13 protein-coding genes and 1 tRNA gene are annotated in these 16,758 nt (G+C 62.1%); 5 read left to right on the top strand and 9 right to left on the bottom strand.

Annotation, left to right across the window (positions count from 1 at the left end; genetic code table 11):
* Positions 1 to 72: 72 nt before the first annotated feature.
* Entirely contained in the window at positions 73 to 1,320 is a 1,248-nt protein-coding gene (locus tag HV823_RS12730; RefSeq protein ID WP_246301290.1) for a hypothetical protein, read from the bottom strand.
* A 471-nt stretch (positions 1,321 to 1,791) separates the two neighbouring features.
* Between HV823_RS12730 and HV823_RS12725 the strand changes: the two genes are divergently transcribed.
* On the top strand, positions 1,792 to 3,447 hold the full coding sequence (locus HV823_RS12725) for an arylsulfatase (RefSeq protein WP_176950104.1): 1,656 nt from the start codon (positions 1,792 to 1,794) through the stop codon (positions 3,445 to 3,447).
* Between the two features lie 178 nt (positions 3,448 to 3,625).
* Here HV823_RS12725 and HV823_RS12720 read toward each other — a convergent pair whose 3' ends face one another.
* The 6 genes from HV823_RS12720 to HV823_RS12695 are packed head-to-tail and all read right to left on the bottom strand — an operon-like array spanning position 3,626 to position 10,069.
* Positions 3,626 to 5,002 (bottom strand): BatD family protein, encoded by a 1,377-nt coding sequence (locus HV823_RS12720; protein ID WP_176950103.1) that lies wholly within the window; start codon positions 5,000 to 5,002, stop codon positions 3,626 to 3,628.
* Entirely contained in the window at positions 4,999 to 6,567 is a 1,569-nt protein-coding gene (locus HV823_RS12715; RefSeq protein WP_176950102.1) for a VWA domain-containing protein, read from the bottom strand. Before HV823_RS12715 ends, HV823_RS12720 begins: the two co-directional genes overlap by 4 nt.
* Positions 6,564 to 7,568, bottom strand: a complete 1,005-nt coding sequence (locus HV823_RS12710; RefSeq protein ID WP_176950101.1) for a vWA domain-containing protein — start codon at positions 7,566 to 7,568, stop codon at positions 6,564 to 6,566. Before HV823_RS12710 ends, HV823_RS12715 begins: the two co-directional genes overlap by 4 nt.
* On the bottom strand, positions 7,555 to 8,085 hold the full coding sequence (locus HV823_RS12705; RefSeq protein ID WP_176950100.1) for a DUF4381 domain-containing protein: 531 nt from the start codon (positions 8,083 to 8,085) through the stop codon (positions 7,555 to 7,557). The genes HV823_RS12710 and HV823_RS12705 overlap by 14 nt, the downstream gene beginning before the upstream one ends.
* The gene (locus HV823_RS12700; RefSeq protein WP_176950099.1) at positions 8,086 to 9,081 is read right to left on the bottom strand and encodes a DUF58 domain-containing protein; all 996 of its coding nucleotides are present in this window, start codon (positions 9,079 to 9,081) and stop codon (positions 8,086 to 8,088) included.
* Positions 9,082 to 9,097: 16 nt separating this feature from the next.
* The gene (locus HV823_RS12695) at positions 9,098 to 10,069 is read right to left on the bottom strand and encodes an AAA family ATPase (protein ID WP_176950098.1); all 972 of its coding nucleotides are present in this window, start codon (positions 10,067 to 10,069) and stop codon (positions 9,098 to 9,100) included.
* 280 nt (positions 10,070 to 10,349) lie between these two features.
* Between HV823_RS12695 and HV823_RS12690 the strand changes: the two genes are divergently transcribed.
* From HV823_RS12690 to HV823_RS12675, 4 genes are all read left to right on the top strand, one after another.
* Positions 10,350 to 10,601 carry a hypothetical protein gene (locus HV823_RS12690; protein ID WP_176950097.1) on the top strand — a complete coding sequence of 84 codons (252 nt, stop codon included), beginning with the start codon at positions 10,350 to 10,352 and terminating at the stop codon, positions 10,599 to 10,601.
* A gap of 33 nt (positions 10,602 to 10,634) precedes the next feature.
* Entirely contained in the window at positions 10,635 to 11,621 is a 987-nt protein-coding gene (locus HV823_RS12685; RefSeq protein WP_176950096.1) for an HAD family hydrolase, read from the top strand.
* A gap of 71 nt (positions 11,622 to 11,692) precedes the next feature.
* Positions 11,693 to 13,060, top strand: coding sequence for a DUF3300 domain-containing protein (locus HV823_RS12680; RefSeq protein ID WP_176950095.1), 1,368 nt, complete (start codon positions 11,693 to 11,695; stop codon positions 13,058 to 13,060).
* A gap of 25 nt (positions 13,061 to 13,085) precedes the next feature.
* A complete protein-coding gene (locus HV823_RS12675; RefSeq protein WP_176950094.1) occupies positions 13,086 to 14,042 on the top strand; it encodes a DUF2950 family protein in 957 nt (318 codons plus the stop codon).
* 54 nt (positions 14,043 to 14,096) lie between these two features.
* Here HV823_RS12675 and HV823_RS12670 read toward each other — a convergent pair whose 3' ends face one another.
* Complete coding sequence (locus HV823_RS12670; RefSeq protein WP_176950093.1) at positions 14,097 to 15,905, bottom strand: hypothetical protein; 1,809 nt, start codon at positions 15,903 to 15,905, stop codon at positions 14,097 to 14,099.
* A 726-nt stretch (positions 15,906 to 16,631) separates the two neighbouring features.
* Positions 16,632 to 16,708: transfer RNA gene (locus tag HV823_RS12665), tRNA-Met, on the bottom strand.
* Between the last annotated feature and the right edge of the window lie 50 nt (positions 16,709 to 16,758).

Raw genomic sequence — 16,758 nt, 5'->3', positions numbered from 1 at the left:
TGATGCCGCCGCGATCGCCAGCGCCGAAGCAGTGTCCCCAATTGGCTCCCGCCCGTGAGTTTCTCGGGCAAATCAAAGAAGGAGGAGCTTCTTCAGGACGGACACGACCTCCTTGTATGGCAGCTTCGTCGCTCCTGCGACGGCGAATGGGATGAGAGCACCCGCGGCAACCGGAACCACTGCTGATCGACTGACCAGGACGACCGAAAGCTTTCGCGATGCCTCATAATGCTTTGCCGGATCCGACATCTCACTGTCAGGTTCGGGTGTGGGATCAGAAAATACGTTTCGCCCGATTGCCTTCCGTTCTGCCGTCCTGCAGTATTGGGTGGCCTGTGCGCCAAGCAGCGCCAGCCCCTCTTCCCTGAGGCGGGAAAGCGGAGGCGTAAACGCGGACAGCGGATAGGCGAAGAAGCTGATAACGATCGCCAGCCAGCCGCTCATCACCATGGTGAAGGTGGTCATCGTCAAGCCTTCGTGAAGAAAGTTCTTGGCAACCGCTGCGGCCACGGCACAGCTCATCCCGAAAACAAAGAAAACATACGCATTGGGGTATTGCGCAAGAAAGGCCAGCCCGCCCTTGCCGTCAGGATGGGTAGCGACCAGGCGCAAGTCCAGCCTTGCAAGCCCACGCAAAAGTTGCGCCCATACGAAATGCCGCCAGATCCCGCGCAAGAAGAGGAAGACAAATAGCGGCAGGCTGAAGCATATCGACCACCATCCTGCCGCCGAGATCCTGTTGCCTGCCGGGAGGTGTTCAACCGCCCAGGAAGAGGTACCGACCGTGTGGAAGTTGAGATAGGAGAGACAGGACGCAAATATCGCCATCAGCAAGCACACGAGTTCTGCTGCGCGCGAATCGCGCTTCCGAAGCGCCGCCGAAACGATCGCCGCAGCTTCTGGAATGGACGCCGGCGCAATGATCGGTGCGCGGACCATCTGCGATAATTTTGCCTGTAGCCCTCGTTCCACTTGCTGCTCGGCGAGAACAAAAGCGCCGATTCCGATGAAGAACTTCGCCCACACCCCAAGATCGGCCAGATAGGCACCGCGGCCGTGGTCCAGCGAAAAGCTGCGCGGAAGGCCGAGCAGGAACGGCACGCCCCATGCCAGCGCCACGAATAGCGCAGCACGCGCGGGGGCACGCAACGCACTTTGGCGCAACAACTTGAGTTGCTCCTGCAATTCGAAGAACGGACCGCCATGCGAGGCAAGAAACTCGCCAAGCTCCGTCGCGTTGGAGGCCGTCCGGGGATCTTTTGGTCCCAGGTCAGAGGAGGGCTCGGAGTGAGCTTCATTCATCGCTTCGGTCACTCCCATGGGGAAGCAGATCTTGGGGCGAAACGCCGACGCAGAGAAAGCCTATCGTGCTGACGGAACTGCGCAAGTCGTTCGCCCGGGAGAACATGTTCGTACCTGTTCGCACCTGTCGGTTTTAGGTGATTGAGCAAGTATGTACCGGTCGCACACAGCCGCGGGAGGCGACCCCATCCGTGAGTGCGGGGACCCCATCCGTGAGTGCAGGAGTGGCGGGAGTTACATCCGCGACAATCCAGGCAGCGACCGCACTGTCAGAACGGAACGCAAGATTTCTTGCGAGCGCCACGAGGGAGACTTGTCGAGATCAGTTCCTTTCCCATTTCCCTTTTTGGACCATCGGTCGACGACGCCCGATATCGCTTCGTCCAACCATGAAGTTCCTGCGCTGATGGAGCCGGCCGATGGCCGGCTCACGACAACCTCGCATAATCCCAGGCTTTCCACGCATTCAAGCTGATCGAGGAGCAGAAAATGAGCTTTCCAGATGCCGAAAAATCCAAGGCCGACCGTCCGCTGAACATCAATCGCCGCGATCTGCTGCTGGGCGGCACAGTGCTCGCGGCTGCCTCTGCAGCCATTGCGTCAGGTGCCCCGGGCACGGCCCGGGCGCAGGAACAGCCGGCCGCCGGCGGCACGAAGCCTCCGAACATTCTCGTCATTTTCGGCGACGACATCGGCGTGCCGCAGATCAGCGCCTATACGATGGGGCTGATGGGATACCGCACGCCGAACATCGACCGGATCGCAGCCGAAGGCGCGATCTTCACGGATTCATACGGACAGCAGAGCTGCACGGCGGGTCGCGCGTCGTTCATCCTTGGGCAGGAGCCGTTCCGCACAGGATTGCTGACGATCGGCATGCCGGGCGATCCGCATGGCATCCAGGACTGGATGCCCACCATCGCCGACGTCATGAAATCCAAGGGCTATGCGACGGGCCAGTTCGGCAAGAACCACCTTGGCGACCGCGACGAGCATCTGCCGACCAATCACGGCTTCGACGAATTCTTCGGAAACCTCTACCATCTTAACGCGGAGGAAGAGCCCGAAGGCTACTTCTATCCGAAGGATCCGGAGTTCCGGAAGAACTTCGGTCCGCGCGGCGTCATCAAGTCAAGCGCCGACGGCAAGATCGAGGACACCGGCGCGCTGAACACCAAGCGCATGGAAACTGTCGACGAGGAGTTCCTGGCCGCAGCCAAGGATTTCATCGGCCGGCAGCATGAGGCCGACAAGCCCTTCTTCGTCTGGTTCAACGCGACGCGCATGCACGTCTTCACGCATCTCAAGCCGGACTCCCTTGGCAAGACGGGCAAGGGCATCCATGCCGACGGGATGGTCGAGCATGACGGGCACGTCGGGCAGCTCCTGCAGCAGCTAGACGATCTCGGCATCGCTGAGGACACGATCGTGCTCTACACGACCGACAATGGCGCGGAGCTGGCCTTGTGGCCGGATGGTGCGATGACGCCGTTCCATGGCGAGAAGGGCACGACATGGGAAGGCGGCATGCGCATCCCGATGATGGTGCGGTGGCCGGGCGTGGTGAAACCCGGCACGCAGATCAACGAGCCGGTGACGCTGATGGACTGGATGCCGACGTTTGCGGCAGCAGCCGGAATTCCCGACCTCAAGGAGCAGATGAAGCAGGGGTTCCAGGCCGGGAACAAGAACTTCAAGGTTCATCTCGACGGATATGATCTCACCAGCCTCCTGAAAGGGGAAGCCGAAGAGCCGCCGCGCGATACGGTCTACTACTTCGACCAGGGCGGCAACCTTAATGCCATCCGCTGGAATGACTGGAAGCTGAGCTTCGCCATCGCCAGCCACGGAAACATCGCAACGGCAACACGCGAGACGCCTAGCTGGGCGCTGATTACCAACCTGCGCATGGACCCGTACGAGCGCGGCATGGAAGAAGGTGGCGGCGCGATGGAATTCCTGGGGCGAAACATGTGGCTCCTCGTGCCGATACAAGCGAAGATCAAGGAGTTCTTCTCGGACTTCAATGAGTATCCGTTCCAGACGGGCAGCACGCTCAATGCCAGCGGCATCAACTATGCCTGGCTGCAGCAGCAGGCCGCGCTTCAGCGGCTGAACGAACTGGAAGGTCTGGCTCCGCGCTAATCAGACAAGTGGTGGGAAGGCGGGCAATCCTGCCTTCCCGCAACCCCCTTCCAAATGCGCCGCCGATCAGTCGTTCTTTCCGGTTCTGGTCAGCGATGCGCCTGCACTTCGTTACCACTGCTGAGCGCGCCTGCGTTTCTGCGGCAACGTCGTCAATCGCCCCTCGCAAACTCAAGCGCTACTGAACGGTTTCGACATCCGGCCGGGCATGCTCCACCGGATTGAGGGGCGGCAGTGCCGGTGACTGGTGCGCCTTTCCATTCTTGCCGGCAGCGGCTAGCCACGCATTCCGAGCCTTGCCAAGGCCGGACAAAAGCACGGTTGTGGTCGCCAGCGGCTCGCGCCCTGTCGGAACTCCATAGATGGCCTGCAGATGGGCATTGTAGGCCGTCAGTGTGTCCGCGTCGGCGAAGCGCCCGAGCCAGGATTGCAGCGGAGCAATCCCCGCCTTGCGCGACCACGCATCGATGGCCTTGCCGATCCCGGCCGCCGAACCGTCGTTGCAGGCATCCACGACGTGCCGGAAATAGGCTTCCTCCGATTGTCGCTGCTGTGACCGGCGCTCGGCCCACCGTGCCTCGAGCCGGGACAGGCCGCGCGCGAGAAGGGCCAAAACGAGACCGGTGGCCAATGCTCCCACGACGACGGTGCCCAGGCGGAGCCAGTCGAACGGCGGCTCATCGGATGGCGAGGCGGGCGGCGCGATTGCCGGCGGCGATGCGAGTGCCGGGGCGACCGTCACAGTCACCTCCGGAGTTCCCGCCGATTGCGTCTTCTCCGTCGCCGGGTCGAACCAGCTCAGTTCGATCGCCTGCAGCACATAGGTGCCGGGATCGGCAAAGAGATAGCTCACCACATCCTTGCGTATGCCTGCGACCGCCTGCCCGTTGCGGTCCGTTTCATCAGAGAGCGACGGGTCCCGGTGGTAAATGCGCACGCCGTCGGGCGCCACAAGGTCCGGCTCGGGGATCATCATGGCACGCATGCCCTCGGCCCGGACGGTAATCGTCCGCACCAGCGTGTCGCCGGCGCTTAGCTTCGAGGGGTCCTGATCGAGTTCCTGCGTGACGCTTACCTTGGCCGCCACGACGCCCGGGCCGCCTTCGACACCAGGAGCTGCCTGCACGGAAAATCGCAGCGGAGGAATTGTGACCCTGCCCTGCGACACCTGCCCCGGCACTGCGGCGTAGCCGAACGGGATTTCAGCCGGCGGCAGGGCGAACGCGCCTGCGCGCTGCGGCGTGACGACATAGGTGCGTCGAATGCCCGAATATGCGGTCCCTTCGATCGTCTCGTTGAGGTTCAGGGCCTGCCCGTCCTGAAGCGTCACGATCGCGCCCGGAAGATCGATCGGCGGGAACTGCGGCGGCTGCAGGAAATAGTTCGGAACAAGGACATCGATGTCGACGAGGACCTCCTGACCGACATACAGCGTCCCCTTTGATTGCAGCGCAGCGCGCGCAAGCGGATCGGCGGCCTGGCTGGTGGACGCCCCCACGAACAGCCCAAGCAGCAGCGCGAGAAGACGGGCGAAGAAGGAGGGGGTAAAGGTCACTGTTTTGCCGCTCCGGATGCTTCGATTGCGAACTTGCGCGCCAGGAGATCGGCAGGCGAGATCTGGATGTTGCGCATCCACAATTCCGCCGATTGCGCACCACCTTCGACCCTGCCCTCCTTGCCGCGCTTGCCCTTGTCGTCGAACTGGATCTTGTCCGGCGAGAGATCCGCAGCCTCCTGCTGCTGCTCCTCTTCTTCGTCGTCCTTCTGCTTCTTGCGGCGCTCCGCCAGCGCCATGTTGGCTTTCGCCTCTTCCCATTCCGGGCGCTGCTTCAACGCCTGCTGATAGGCCTCAATTGCTTCATCCGCCTTGTCCAGGTGCATCAGGGCATTGCCCTGGTTGAAGTAGCTCTCGGCCGTGGTCGATCGCGCGAACGCATCGATCGCGTCCTGATAGCGCCCGGCGCGGTAGAGCGCAGCGCCCAGCCAGGCCGGGTCAATGAAATGCTCCCCCGCCGCCTGATAGTCGCCGCGGTCGAAGGCCCGCCGCCCCTGCTGGTCCGGTGTCAGCCAGAGATCGGCGAAATCGGCAGCCTGCGCCGGTGGCGCGCCTCCAAGTGAGAGAAAAAGGAAGAGAGCACCAAGCCAGTGGATCTTCTGCCCGCGGCGGAAGGTTAGCGCCGTTAGAAAGGCCACAGGGATGGTCAGGTACCAGCCGAAATCGCGCCAGCGCGTCAGCCCCTCCTCGGACTTCTGCGCGAACGAAGTCTGGATGCGGCGGACGATCCAGTCGACATCGCCGTCATCGAGCGTGACGGTCGCGACCTGTACGGGGGACGATGATTGAAGTTCCTTCAAGGCGTCGACATCGAATTGCGCCAGAACGCGCGCACCCGTGCTGTCGGTCAGATACTCGCCGTCTCCGATTTTGACAGGGCCACCTTCCGGCGTACCGATGCCAAGGACCATCAGGTCGTTGCGTCCCTTGTAGCCACTGAAGGCGGGGAAGGCACCGCGCTCGACGCCATCTGTCAAGAACAGGATCGTGCCGGGGGCCGTCTCGTCGGCGAGTGCTGCCTCGACGGCTTCCAGGGCACTCGCGGTATCCTTGCCGGGAACCGGCATCACCGCAGGCGAGAGGGCGGCGAGATAGGTGGCGACCAGCGAGGCGTCGTCGGTCAGCGGCAGCGCCATATGCGCAGAGCCGGCATAGGCAAACAGCGCCGTGCGCGCGCCCTGCCGCCGCGCCATGATGTCCTGGACCTTCAGCTTTGCGCGCTCGAGCCGGGTCGGCGTGATGTCGGTGGCGTTCATCGTCGGGCCGAGGTCGATCACCACCGCCAGCGGTGCCGTATCCTCCACGAAGGGCGGGCGTTCGCGCTCCCAGGTCGGCCCCGCAACGGCAATCCCTGACAATGCGATCAGGAAGGCGATGTGGTGGACGGGTCGCAGACCGCTAGCCCGTTCGCGGCCGACCAGAAGATGATCGAGCAGATTTGGAGCGATGAAGTTCTTCCACCTCGACCGCATGTCCGATTGCCGATCCAGCAGCCAGATCAGAAGGAGCGCTGCCGCTACTGCCAGAAGCCACCAAGGCCGCAGGAAGTGAAACTCGGCGATCATGCCCCTGCCCCGCTGTCCCGGCGGTGGGACGCACCGATCGACAGGAGCCACATCACGACGTGATAGGCAAGCACCAGAAGCACGGCAGCACCGAGCGGATAGTGGAACAGCTCTATGCGTGGCCGCCAGCTCAGGGTCTTCTGGTTGGCCGGCGTGATCTCGTCGAGCAGCGTGTAGATGTCGGCGAGCGACTTCTGGTCCTGGCCGAAGAAGTAGCGCCCGCCGGTCGTGGTTGCGATTTTCTCCAGAACAGCCGCATCAAGCTTCTCTTCCCCCCGCGCGGCCGGATCGCCAATCCCGACCGTATGGATGCGAACATGATTGTCTTTCGCGATCTCCGCGGCCTTGTCCGCCGGCATCTTGCTGGCCGTATCGTTGCCGTCCGTCAGCACGATCAACACCTTGTCCGGTGCCTGGCTCTGTTCGAACATCTTGATCGAAAGGCCGATCGCATCGCCGAGCGCCGTTCGCGGCCCGGCCATTCCCGGCAGCGTGTCGGCGAGCATGGTGCGCACGGTGCCATGGTCCATCGTGAAGGGCACGAGCGGGTAAGGCGCGTCCCCGAAGGCGACAAGGCCAAGTCGATCGTTCGGGCGGCGCTCGATGAAGTCGGCGACCACCGTCTTCACGGCATCGACGCGGGCGTCCAGATTGCCCTCGGGATCGCGGAAGTCACGCGTGTCCATCGACTGCGAAAGATCGAGCGCCAGCATCAGGTCGCGTTGAGGCTCGGTCTTCTCGATCGGCGGCTCGACATATTGCGGCCTTGCCAGCGCCAGTACCACGAGAACCCAGCAGATCGGGCCGATGATCTTCTGCAGCAGGTTCGCCCGCGGCACGACGGAACCTTCGGTCGGGCCGATACCGGCAGCCTTGGTGATGTCTTCGAAGAAGGGGATGCGCACCGCCGCGGTCTGCTCGCGGTAGGGTGGCAGAAGCCACCAGACGAGAAACGGAAGCGGCAGAAGCAACAGTAGCCAGGGATGGTCAAGGGTGTACATCGTGGCCCTCTATCCATCGGCGCGCGCCGGCAAACGCCCGCCGGGCCATGTCTTCATTCGCAGGTCCGGCCGCCGGCAGGCGATACTCGGTTTCGGCAAAGAAGCGATAGGTCTCGTCGTCGAGCACGGCCTTGCCTGCGTGTGTCCTGAGGAAGTCCGACCAATCCTGTCCGGCCAGTTCAGCCACTGCGTCGCGCGGCCAGACGGCAAGTGCCGTGCGCTTGATCAGCGACGGCAGGCGCTGCAGGGCGTCCGCCCGGCCGGCTGCCTGTCCCACGGCTGCCTCCAGCGCCGCGAGTTCCGCGAGCGCTTCGCGTCGATAGCGGTTCTGTGCCCGATGCCGACGCCAGCGCCAGAGGGCGAAGGCAAGCGCCAAGGCAATGAGTGCGGCCAGCGCCACCCATCCCCATGTCGCCGGCATCATCGATACCGGCGGCGGCAGGGCGATGTCGGCCAGTTCGCGCAAGGTGGCTGCCAGCATGGGGTCGGTCGGCGGGGACGCGGTGGCGGGCTCCATTCAACGCCTCCTCTGCCGCCATGCGAGCTGACCGAGGAGCGTGCGCAACTGCGGGGCAACCTCCTCCGCAGCGGAGACCGGCAGCATCGGCAGCCCCATCTCCTTCTGCCAGGACAAGAGGTCCCGGCCCCGATTGCGGGCGAAGCTGTCGACGGCATCGCGGACATTGCTGCGGCCGAACTGCAATTCCGCCTGCAGCGCCCCGCCGCTGATCACCATGTCGCCCTGGCGCGGAAGCTCGAGCAGGAAGGGATCGTAGATGAGGATGGCGATCACGTCGTTTGCGACCGACATCTTCAAGAGAAGGTCGCGTGTAGCCGGCCCATGCCCGTCGAAATCGCTGACGACGATCACCAGATGGTCGTGTCGGGCGACTGCGGCAACCTTCGAGAGGACGGCGTCGAGTTGTCCGGGCGCCCGCGTTGCGTCCGACGTCGCGCTGAGTGCCCTGTTCTTGACCGATATCGCATCGGAAAAGCGAATGACGGCTTCGCGGCTGCGATGCGGGCGCACGGCTTCCTGCTCCCCGTCGTTGAACACCAGGCCGCCGACCCGGTCGCCCAGCGCCATGACACGCCAGGCACAAAGGGCGGCGACTTGCGCCGCCGCAACCGACTTCATCGAACGCCGGCTGCCGAAGAACATGTTGACGCGCTGGTCGACGACGATCAGCGCGGGTCGATCCTTCTCCTCGTCATAGACCCGCACGAAGGGCTGCCCCGTACGGGCGGTAACGCGCCAGTCGATGGTGCGGATGTCGTCGCCGGGCATGTAGTTGCGCAGTTCCTCGAAGCTCAGGCCGCGACCGCGCATGCGCGACTCGTGGCGGCCGGCGAGCAGCCGGCGGACCGGTGCCTTGCGCAGAAAGGTCAGGTCGCAGGCGATGGGCTCGAGTGCGGCGAGATCATCGACCGTGACATAGACACCTTCCGTGCCCTTCGCAGCCGGCGGCGCCATCCCTTTCGTCCTGCCGAAGGCGGGTAGAGAAATCGCCATCGCAAGTCCCTCCCTGTCAAGCCGTCGCCACCTTCTCGACGATCCTGTCGATCGCCTGGTCCGCAGTCGTCCCGCCCGCATGCGCCTCGTAGGAGAGCACGAGCCTGTGGCGGAAGATGCCGTGGACGGTCGCCTGGACGTCGTCGGGCGTGACGAAATCCCGGCCGTCCATCCAGGCGTGGGCGCGCGAGACCCTGTCCAACCCGATCACGCCGCGCGGACTGACGCCGACCTGGATCCACTTTGCCAGGTCGGCATCGATCTTGTCAGGATATCGCGTCGCCATCACGAGTGCGACGATATAGTCCTCGATGGCCTTGGAGACGTTGATTTCGGAAATTTCCCGGCGCGATGCAAGCACGACATCGGCGGCGAGTTTCTCCGCGGCGGCCGCCTTGCCATGGGTCGTCTTTTCCTCCGAACGGACAAGCTTCATGATTGCGGCCTCGGAGGCCGCATCCGGATAATCGACGCGGATGTGCATGAGGAAGCGGTCGAGCTGCGCCTCGGGCAACGGATAGGTGCCTTCCTGCTCGATGGGGTTCTGCGTCGCCATGACGAGGAAGAGTTCCGGTAGCGGATGGCTCTCGCCACCGACCGTGACCTGCCGCTCCTCCATCGCCTCCAGCAGCGCCGACTGGACCTTGGCCGGTGCGCGATTGATCTCGTCCGCCAGGATCAGGTTGGCGAAGACGGGCCCCTGCTGGAACTTGAACTCGCCCTTCCCGCCTTCGCTGAAATAGACCTCCGAGCCGGTGATGTCGGAAGGCAGCAGATCAGGAGTGAACTGTATGCGCGAGAGATCGGCGTCAAGGTTCTTGGCGAGGCTCTTGATTGCGCGGGTCTTGGCAAGGCCGGGCAGCCCTTCGACAAGCAGGTGGCCATTCGACAGGAGGCCCAGCAGGAGGCGCTCGATCAACCCCTCCTGCCCGATAATCGATTGTCCCATTCTCGCAGCAAGTTCGCGGATGTCGTCTCGATTTCCCATCGTTTAGTCCTTCGACCGTTGGCATATGCATGGAGCACAAAGGTGCGTCTGAGACGGCTACAAATCCTCGCTGTCGGAGAATGCGGCAAAGAGCGGTTGGCATAAGATCTTCGCGGCTTCGACACCTGACAGATCACCACCGGGCGGCAAGGGCTGCAACAGAATTCTCGTCGAATGCCGCTGCGCAACCCGACGAACATGTTCGTACCTGTTCGCACCTAGCGTGTTTCGAACAAGGCGCAACAATTGTTCCATCGAACGTCCATCCGGGTTTGCCGTCATGTCGGACTTGACCGCGGTGATTGACCACTTTCCGGCCCATGAACTCACAATCCGGCGGCTCTATGCGAACGCACCGGATTTCCGGGTGCTTTGCGAGGACTACGAGGCCGCCCGCTGTGCGCTCGAGCATTGGGGTTCCGATGGAAGCAAGGCCGAAGACTTTCAGCGACTGCTTGCGGAGATCGAGGACGAGATATTCGAGGCCCTGCAGAAATCGCTCAATCGGATCCGACGCAACCCGGAAACCTGAACATTCCGGCTTCATCACCCTGGAGGTCCCGCAATGACAATACTCCGCCATGTCGCCGCCTGGACCGCGGCACTCACCTTGCTCATCGCTCCCAGCGTGGCGATGGCGGATGACCTGCCGTCCTGGAACGACGGGGCAGCGAAGCGGAACATCATCGAATTCGTGACGGCTGTTTCGACCGCGGGCGGTCCGGACCATGTCGCGCCTGCCGATCGCGTGGCGGTCTTCGACAATGACGGCACGCTCTGGGGCGAACAGCCGATGTATGTCCAGCTAGCCTTCGCGCTGGACCGCATCAAGGCGCTTGCCCCAGATCACCCGGAATGGAAGGAGACCGAACCCTTCAGATCCGTGCTTGCCGGCGATCTCGCAGGGGTTGCCGCTTCCGGCGAAAAAGGGCTCGTCGACCTCGTCGGCGTCACCCATGCGGGCATGACCAGCGACGAGTTCACCAGGATTGCCGGCGACTGGATCGACACCGCCAGGCACCCGAAGACCGGGAAGCCGTATACGTCGATGGTATTTCAGCCGATGCTCGAACTGGTCACCTATCTCAAGGCAAACGAGTTCAAGGTGTTCATCGTCTCCGGCGGCGGGATCGAGTTCATGCGGCCCTGGACGGAACGGATCTACGGAATTCCCGCCGAGAACGTCGTCGGGTCATCGATCAAGTCGCGGTACGACGACAAGGACGGAAAGCCCTCCATCGTCCGCCTGCCGGAAGTCGACTTCATCGACGATGGCCCGGGCAAGCCGATAGGGATCTATGGCCACATCGGCCGACGCCCAATCGCTGCCTTCGGGAATTCGGACGGCGACTTCCAGATGCTGGAATGGACGACGTCGGGACCGGGGCGGACCTTCGGCCTGATCGTCCATCATGACGACGCCGAAAGAGAATACGCCTACGACCGCAACTCACACTTTGGGAAGCTTGATAGAGGTCTGACGGAGGGCCCGAAACGCGGCTGGAACATCGTCAGCATGAAGAACGACTGGAACAAGGTGTATCCGCAGTAGCCGCAAATGCCGCGTTCGCTGTGCCTCACAGCTCGTTTCTATTCGTATTTTTACCCCGGGAGCATCTGACAGTGACCATTGCCTTCAGCCTCGTCGGCCGCACAGTCGGTTCGTTGATCGTCACACTCCTTCTTACGAGTAGCCCGCTTCTGGCTTCCAATGCCAGCGCGCAAGACAGCTCTCAGAGCCAACCTGCCGTCGATGGCAGCGAGAACACGCCCGACCTGCTCACGGAGGAAGAACTCGAAGTGCTCGTGGCACGGATCGCGCTCTATCCTGATGAACTCGTCGCGGTGATCTCGTCTGCCTCGCTGTTTCCCCTCCAGATCGTGGAAGCAGAGCGGTTCCTTCAGCAATCAAAATCAGACAAGGACCTGAAGCCCAAGGATAGCTGGGATGGCAGCGTGATCTCGCTGCTGAACTATCCCCAGGTCGTCAAGATGATGAGCGACGACCTCGAATGGACCCAGGCGCTCGGCAGTGCGCTGTCCTTCCAGCAAAAGGACGTGCTGATCGCCGTTCAAACCCTGCGTGACAAGGCTGTGGCGGGCAACGTCATCAAGAGCGACGACAAGATCACTGTCGTGAACGAGGGCGATAATGTCGTCATTCAATCCAAGGACCCGGAGAAGATATACGTTCCGCAGTATGAGCCGCAGATGCTCTACGAGCCAGGCTATCCCCCTGCCCCGGTTGCCTATTATCCCGATCCCTATCCGAACTACTATTATCCAACAGCGCCATTTTTCGCTGCCGCCGTCACCGGCGTCGCATGGGCATCCGTGATGGACTGGGACGACTGGGGCGTGTGGGGAGGCGACTGGCACGGAGGCGACGTCGATATCGATTGCGACGGCTGCTTTAACAACATCGACATCGATCGCGACAAGCTGAAGTTCAACGACGTCGACTGGAAGAATGTCGACCGATCCAAAATCAAGTTCGACCGGAACCAGTTCAACAGGATCGACCACAACGCGTTGAAAAGCGACTTCAAATCGAACCGGAACAACAACATTTCCGCGCGCGCAAAGAATGTAAGGCGCGGGCACGGGGATACGATTTCTGGCAATCATCCCAAAGTGTCGGTCGGCGACATCCGGAAGAGCAAGGTCGATGCGGACAGAATTCGTAATCGCGAAAGCAACATCAGGCCGGGGAACGCGAGGCAGGCTGCGGGTTCCCACCGACAGGGCGCTTCCGATACGCACATCGGTTCGAAGCACTCGCCCCAGCACGTGACGCGCCATGCAAAACAACCGAAACCGGGGGCACATGCCCAAAGACATGCCACCGGAAACCATTCCGTGCTCGGCCATCCGGGAAATCGCCATCAGACCCACCTCTCGTCAAATCGAGGACGGCACTCCATGGGTGGCGGGCATCGCGGCGGCGGCGGGCACAAAGTCGTCAGGCACGGCGGCGGTCGCCACCGCTGAGGAAGGTGCAAAGGAGATGTTCACGATGAAAGCACTTCGCAATGGTATCGCCGCCTCCCTGTGCGCCCTCCTGCTCGGCACCACGGCACTGACCGCGGTCGCGCAGGTCACAGATTCCGGTACCGAATCCCTGAACGCGTACGTTGCCTCCGAGGAGCCGCAGAGATTTGCAACAGCAGAGGAGGCCGTCGAGACCTTCAAGTCGACGGTGGCTGGAGGGGACTTCGACAAGCTGGCCACTCTCCTCGGGCTCGACGTCGCCAGAACAAGGCAGAGCGACGGCACAATCGACGCCTACACCGACATCCAGTCCCGCGTGAAGGAGTATGTCGGCGTTCAGGACGTCAACGGCAGAAAGGTGCTCGAACTTGGAGGCGAGCGTTGGCCGTTTCCGTTCCCGATCGCAAAAGGCGCCGACGGCAAATGGGCTTTCGACACCTATGTCGGCCTGGAAGAGGTCGCCAATCGCCGGGTCGGCGAGAACGAGCTTTCGACGATCGCGACCCTGCATGCCTATGTGGAAGCGCAGGAGCGGTATGCCCTTGCGGACCACGATGGCGACGGCGTTCTCGAATACGCGCAGAAGCTCATCAGCTCGGACGGAGCGCAGGACGGGCTGTACTGGCCGGCTGATCAATTTGGCGGCGAGGAAAGCCCTGCCGGGCCTGCGTTGGCGGATGGCGATGCGTTGCAATCTGCCAAAGCGGGTGACGGCTTCAACGGCTATCACTATCGCATCCTGACCCGCCAGGGAGATGCAATTGCCGGCGGGGCGCACGACTATCGTATCAACGGCAACATGATCGCAGGCTTTGCTCTGGTGGCATGGCCGGTCAACTATGGAATGAGCGGCGTCAAGACCTTTGCCGTCGACCGGCACGGGATCGTCTACGAGGCGGACCTCGGTGAAAAGACGAGCGACATTGCGGCAGGGATAGAAACATTCAACCCCAACGATGACTGGCATATCGTTGACGACTGAAACGGACGATTCGCTCCGGATCTCAGCCCCCTGAGCACACGCCGCGCGAACGCTTCACGGAAAGCCCGTAATCTCTTCGGGTTCCCGCCACCCTGCTTTGCGAAGACCTGCCACAAGGCCGACAATAATGGGATCGATCGCCTGGTGACGGCGGTACGCGGCCGCAGGGTCCCTGTAGAGCATCGGCGAGATCTCGGCCATCTTTGCCAGGGCTTCCGCTGCGGCTGTCTTGTGGCCAAGGGCACCTTCGGCAATTGCCACGAGGGACCAGCTTACGCTCGATCCGTCAATGCTCGAGGCCCTGGCGGTTTCGAGCATCTCCTCGTATCGCCCCTGCAGGTAAAGATCGATCGCTATAAGGTGCCGATACCAGCCAGGCGGATTGACCGTGTTCGCGATCGCCTGCTGGAGGTAGGGAACCCCCTCGTCGAAACGTCCACGCACGGCAAGCCGCCAACCGAGTTGCGCCAGCGTGTCGGGATCGTTCGGATTCAGTTCCAAGGCCCGCCGCTGGATGCGCTCGCTCTCGGGATAATTGCCCATGTAGTGATGAATGGAAGCTTGGGCCTTAAGGGCGGTGATGTTGTTTCTGTCTATCGACAGGGCGTGAGCGACCGTTGACAGTCCACGTTGGAAGGCCGCCCAGGCGTCTCCGTCGACTGCCCAGCCAAAGCGCCCGGCGTCCATGTGCAGCCAACCCAGCATCGCCCATGCGTCAGCATACTTCGGGTCTCGGACGACGGCCTGCTCGAGGCAGGTCATGACAGCCTTGTGTCCCGCTGCCGTGAACGATCGCCGATAGGCGAAGGCGCGCAGAACGCATTCATAGCTTGACGTACTCGGCACGGCTTCATCCCGCAGTTGGCTGCTCTCTTCCGTCCGGATGACGCCGTAGGGTTGACCAAGCGCCGACGCCACCGCCGAAGCGATTTCGTCGCGAATTGCGAATAGCGAGCGCGCTGATCTGGGCCGTTCGAAAGTGCCGATCCACATGATCCGATGCGTGTCGACCTCAATGAGGCGCGCCGAGATCCGAATGGAATCGGCCCCCGCATCAAAATGGACGCTACCGTCCACGATATAGGTCAGGCCGAGCCGATCGCCGATTTCCATAGGATCACCGGTCATCGTCCCGCTGGTCGTTGCCGGCGGCAAGTACAAGCGATAACCGGAAAAGCGGCTCAGGTCCGCCATGATTTGATCGGCGAACCCGCTTCCAAGCGCGGCATGATCGGCGTTGCCATCCGTCGCAAACGCCATGACTGCAAGTGCGGGACCGCGACCACTTTCTTGACGATCCAGTCCCGACCGCGACCAATAGACATAGCCGATACTGACAACGATTAGCGCGAGAACGAGCGCTACGCCCCATGCCAGCCGTCGTCGTCGAGCCGGCAAGCCCAAAGGTGCCCGTGGAGAGGGACTGTTGGCAGCGACGTCCTCGGCCTGCAGTGAAACGGTTGTCGCAACCTGCCCAATGTCTTCTTCCGACCATTCGATGGTCGGTGCATATTGCCCTTTGGGAATGGAGATACGTATCGCGTTGCCTCGTCCAGATGAGGCGTAGTAGCCGTCGAGGTCGTGTCGCAGTCGACGCGCTTCGAGACGCACGATGGGATCGGTCTGGGGGTCGAAATCGTCATCGCGGCCGAAAACGACGGTGGCGATCGTATACCCCTTGAGCTCGCGATCCCTGCCTGCAAGCATCTCTTCAACGAGATATCTCAGCAGCTTTCGGCGACGGGGTGTGCCCTTGAAATCAGAACTGTCGAGGATTCTTTGAAGCTCATCCTGCACCGTCTCCGGGGGCGGGCACGAACTCGACGACGCTTCGGCATATTCTTTCTGCCATCGTGTTGGCATACGGACCTCCCGCGGGGCGTGTGCCGCATTCAACGTCGGAACCGTAGGGAAATCCAGTGCAAAAAGTTGCACTGGGTATATTTTCCGTTTCGTCCCCGTTGCGAACATTGCCAAAGTCCTGACCATGATCCTGGCATCGTGGCGGTCGCAACCGTGCGACATGTCTAGAGCTGTCACCACCCCAAAATAGGCACTCACGACACAAAACACCTCAACCCTGCAGTTTGGCCGTTCCCTCCGCACCGGCGCTTTGTTTCCGGCCACCTCTGCGACATCACCGAGGCATGGCGCACACGCTGGCGCACCGGAGAAGCAGGATGGCGCTCATCTCGGACGAGGGTGAGCACGCTCGCCCGGAAGCGATCCAGATCCGCTTTCAGATCGAGCGCCCAGTATTTAGCCTTGCCGTACCCGCAGAGTGTTTCGACGGACACCGGCGGCTTGTGGCCGGTATCGGCCGCCGTAAGGGACGGCCGGTTAATCCCGATGAAGATAACCTCCGCCCTATTGAGATCATCCCGCGAGAAACCGGCAACCGCCACAGTAAATGCGGTAGGTATCGACGATCTTGGAGAAGCGGTTCGAGGCTCTGGCGCGTCACGACTATCTGGAACGGCTGCGCGCCGGCGAGTTGGACACGGCGCAGAAACGCAAAAAAGCTCCTCGACGCTTACGCGGAGGAGCTTTTTGAGAAGCGACTTGAATGGGTAAATATTCAAGTTTCAGTGGTTGCGGGGGCAGGATTTGAACCTGCGGCCTTCAGGTTATGAGCCTGACGAGCTACCGGGCTGCTCCACCCCGCGTTATCCGGTTTTTGTCCTGCTTTAAGGCTACCAAAGCAAAAGGGCCGCTT

It is taken from the genome of Mycoplana rhizolycopersici (assembly GCF_013378445.1).
Lineage (GTDB): Bacteria > Pseudomonadota > Alphaproteobacteria > Rhizobiales > Rhizobiaceae > Mycoplana > Mycoplana rhizolycopersici.
This window is presented reverse-complemented; position numbering and strand designations above follow the sequence as displayed.

Excerpts from the sequence above, each read along its gene's own strand:
- HV823_RS12685 (WP_176950096.1), top strand. The coding sequence starts at position 10,635 with ATGACAATACTCCGCCATGTCGCCGCCTGGACCGCGGCACTCACCTTG.
- HV823_RS12705 (WP_176950100.1), bottom strand. The coding sequence starts at position 8,085 with ATGGAGCCCGCCACCGCGTCCCCGCCGACCGACCCCATGCTGGCAGCC.
- HV823_RS12675 (WP_176950094.1), top strand. The coding sequence starts at position 13,086 with ATGAAAGCACTTCGCAATGGTATCGCCGCCTCCCTGTGCGCCCTCCTG.
- HV823_RS12670 (WP_176950093.1), bottom strand. The coding sequence starts at position 15,905 with ATGCCAACACGATGGCAGAAAGAATATGCCGAAGCGTCGTCGAGTTCG.
- HV823_RS12690 (WP_176950097.1), top strand. The coding sequence starts at position 10,350 with ATGTCGGACTTGACCGCGGTGATTGACCACTTTCCGGCCCATGAACTC.
- HV823_RS12715 (WP_176950102.1), bottom strand. The coding sequence starts at position 6,567 with ATGATCGCCGAGTTTCACTTCCTGCGGCCTTGGTGGCTTCTGGCAGTA.
- HV823_RS12725 (WP_176950104.1), top strand. The coding sequence starts at position 1,792 with ATGAGCTTTCCAGATGCCGAAAAATCCAAGGCCGACCGTCCGCTGAAC.
- HV823_RS12700 (WP_176950099.1), bottom strand. The coding sequence starts at position 9,081 with ATGGCGATTTCTCTACCCGCCTTCGGCAGGACGAAAGGGATGGCGCCG.
- HV823_RS12695 (WP_176950098.1), bottom strand. The coding sequence starts at position 10,069 with ATGGGAAATCGAGACGACATCCGCGAACTTGCTGCGAGAATGGGACAA.
- HV823_RS12710 (WP_176950101.1), bottom strand. The coding sequence starts at position 7,568 with ATGTACACCCTTGACCATCCCTGGCTACTGTTGCTTCTGCCGCTTCCG.
- HV823_RS12730 (WP_246301290.1), bottom strand. The coding sequence starts at position 1,320 with ATGGGAGTGACCGAAGCGATGAATGAAGCTCACTCCGAGCCCTCCTCT.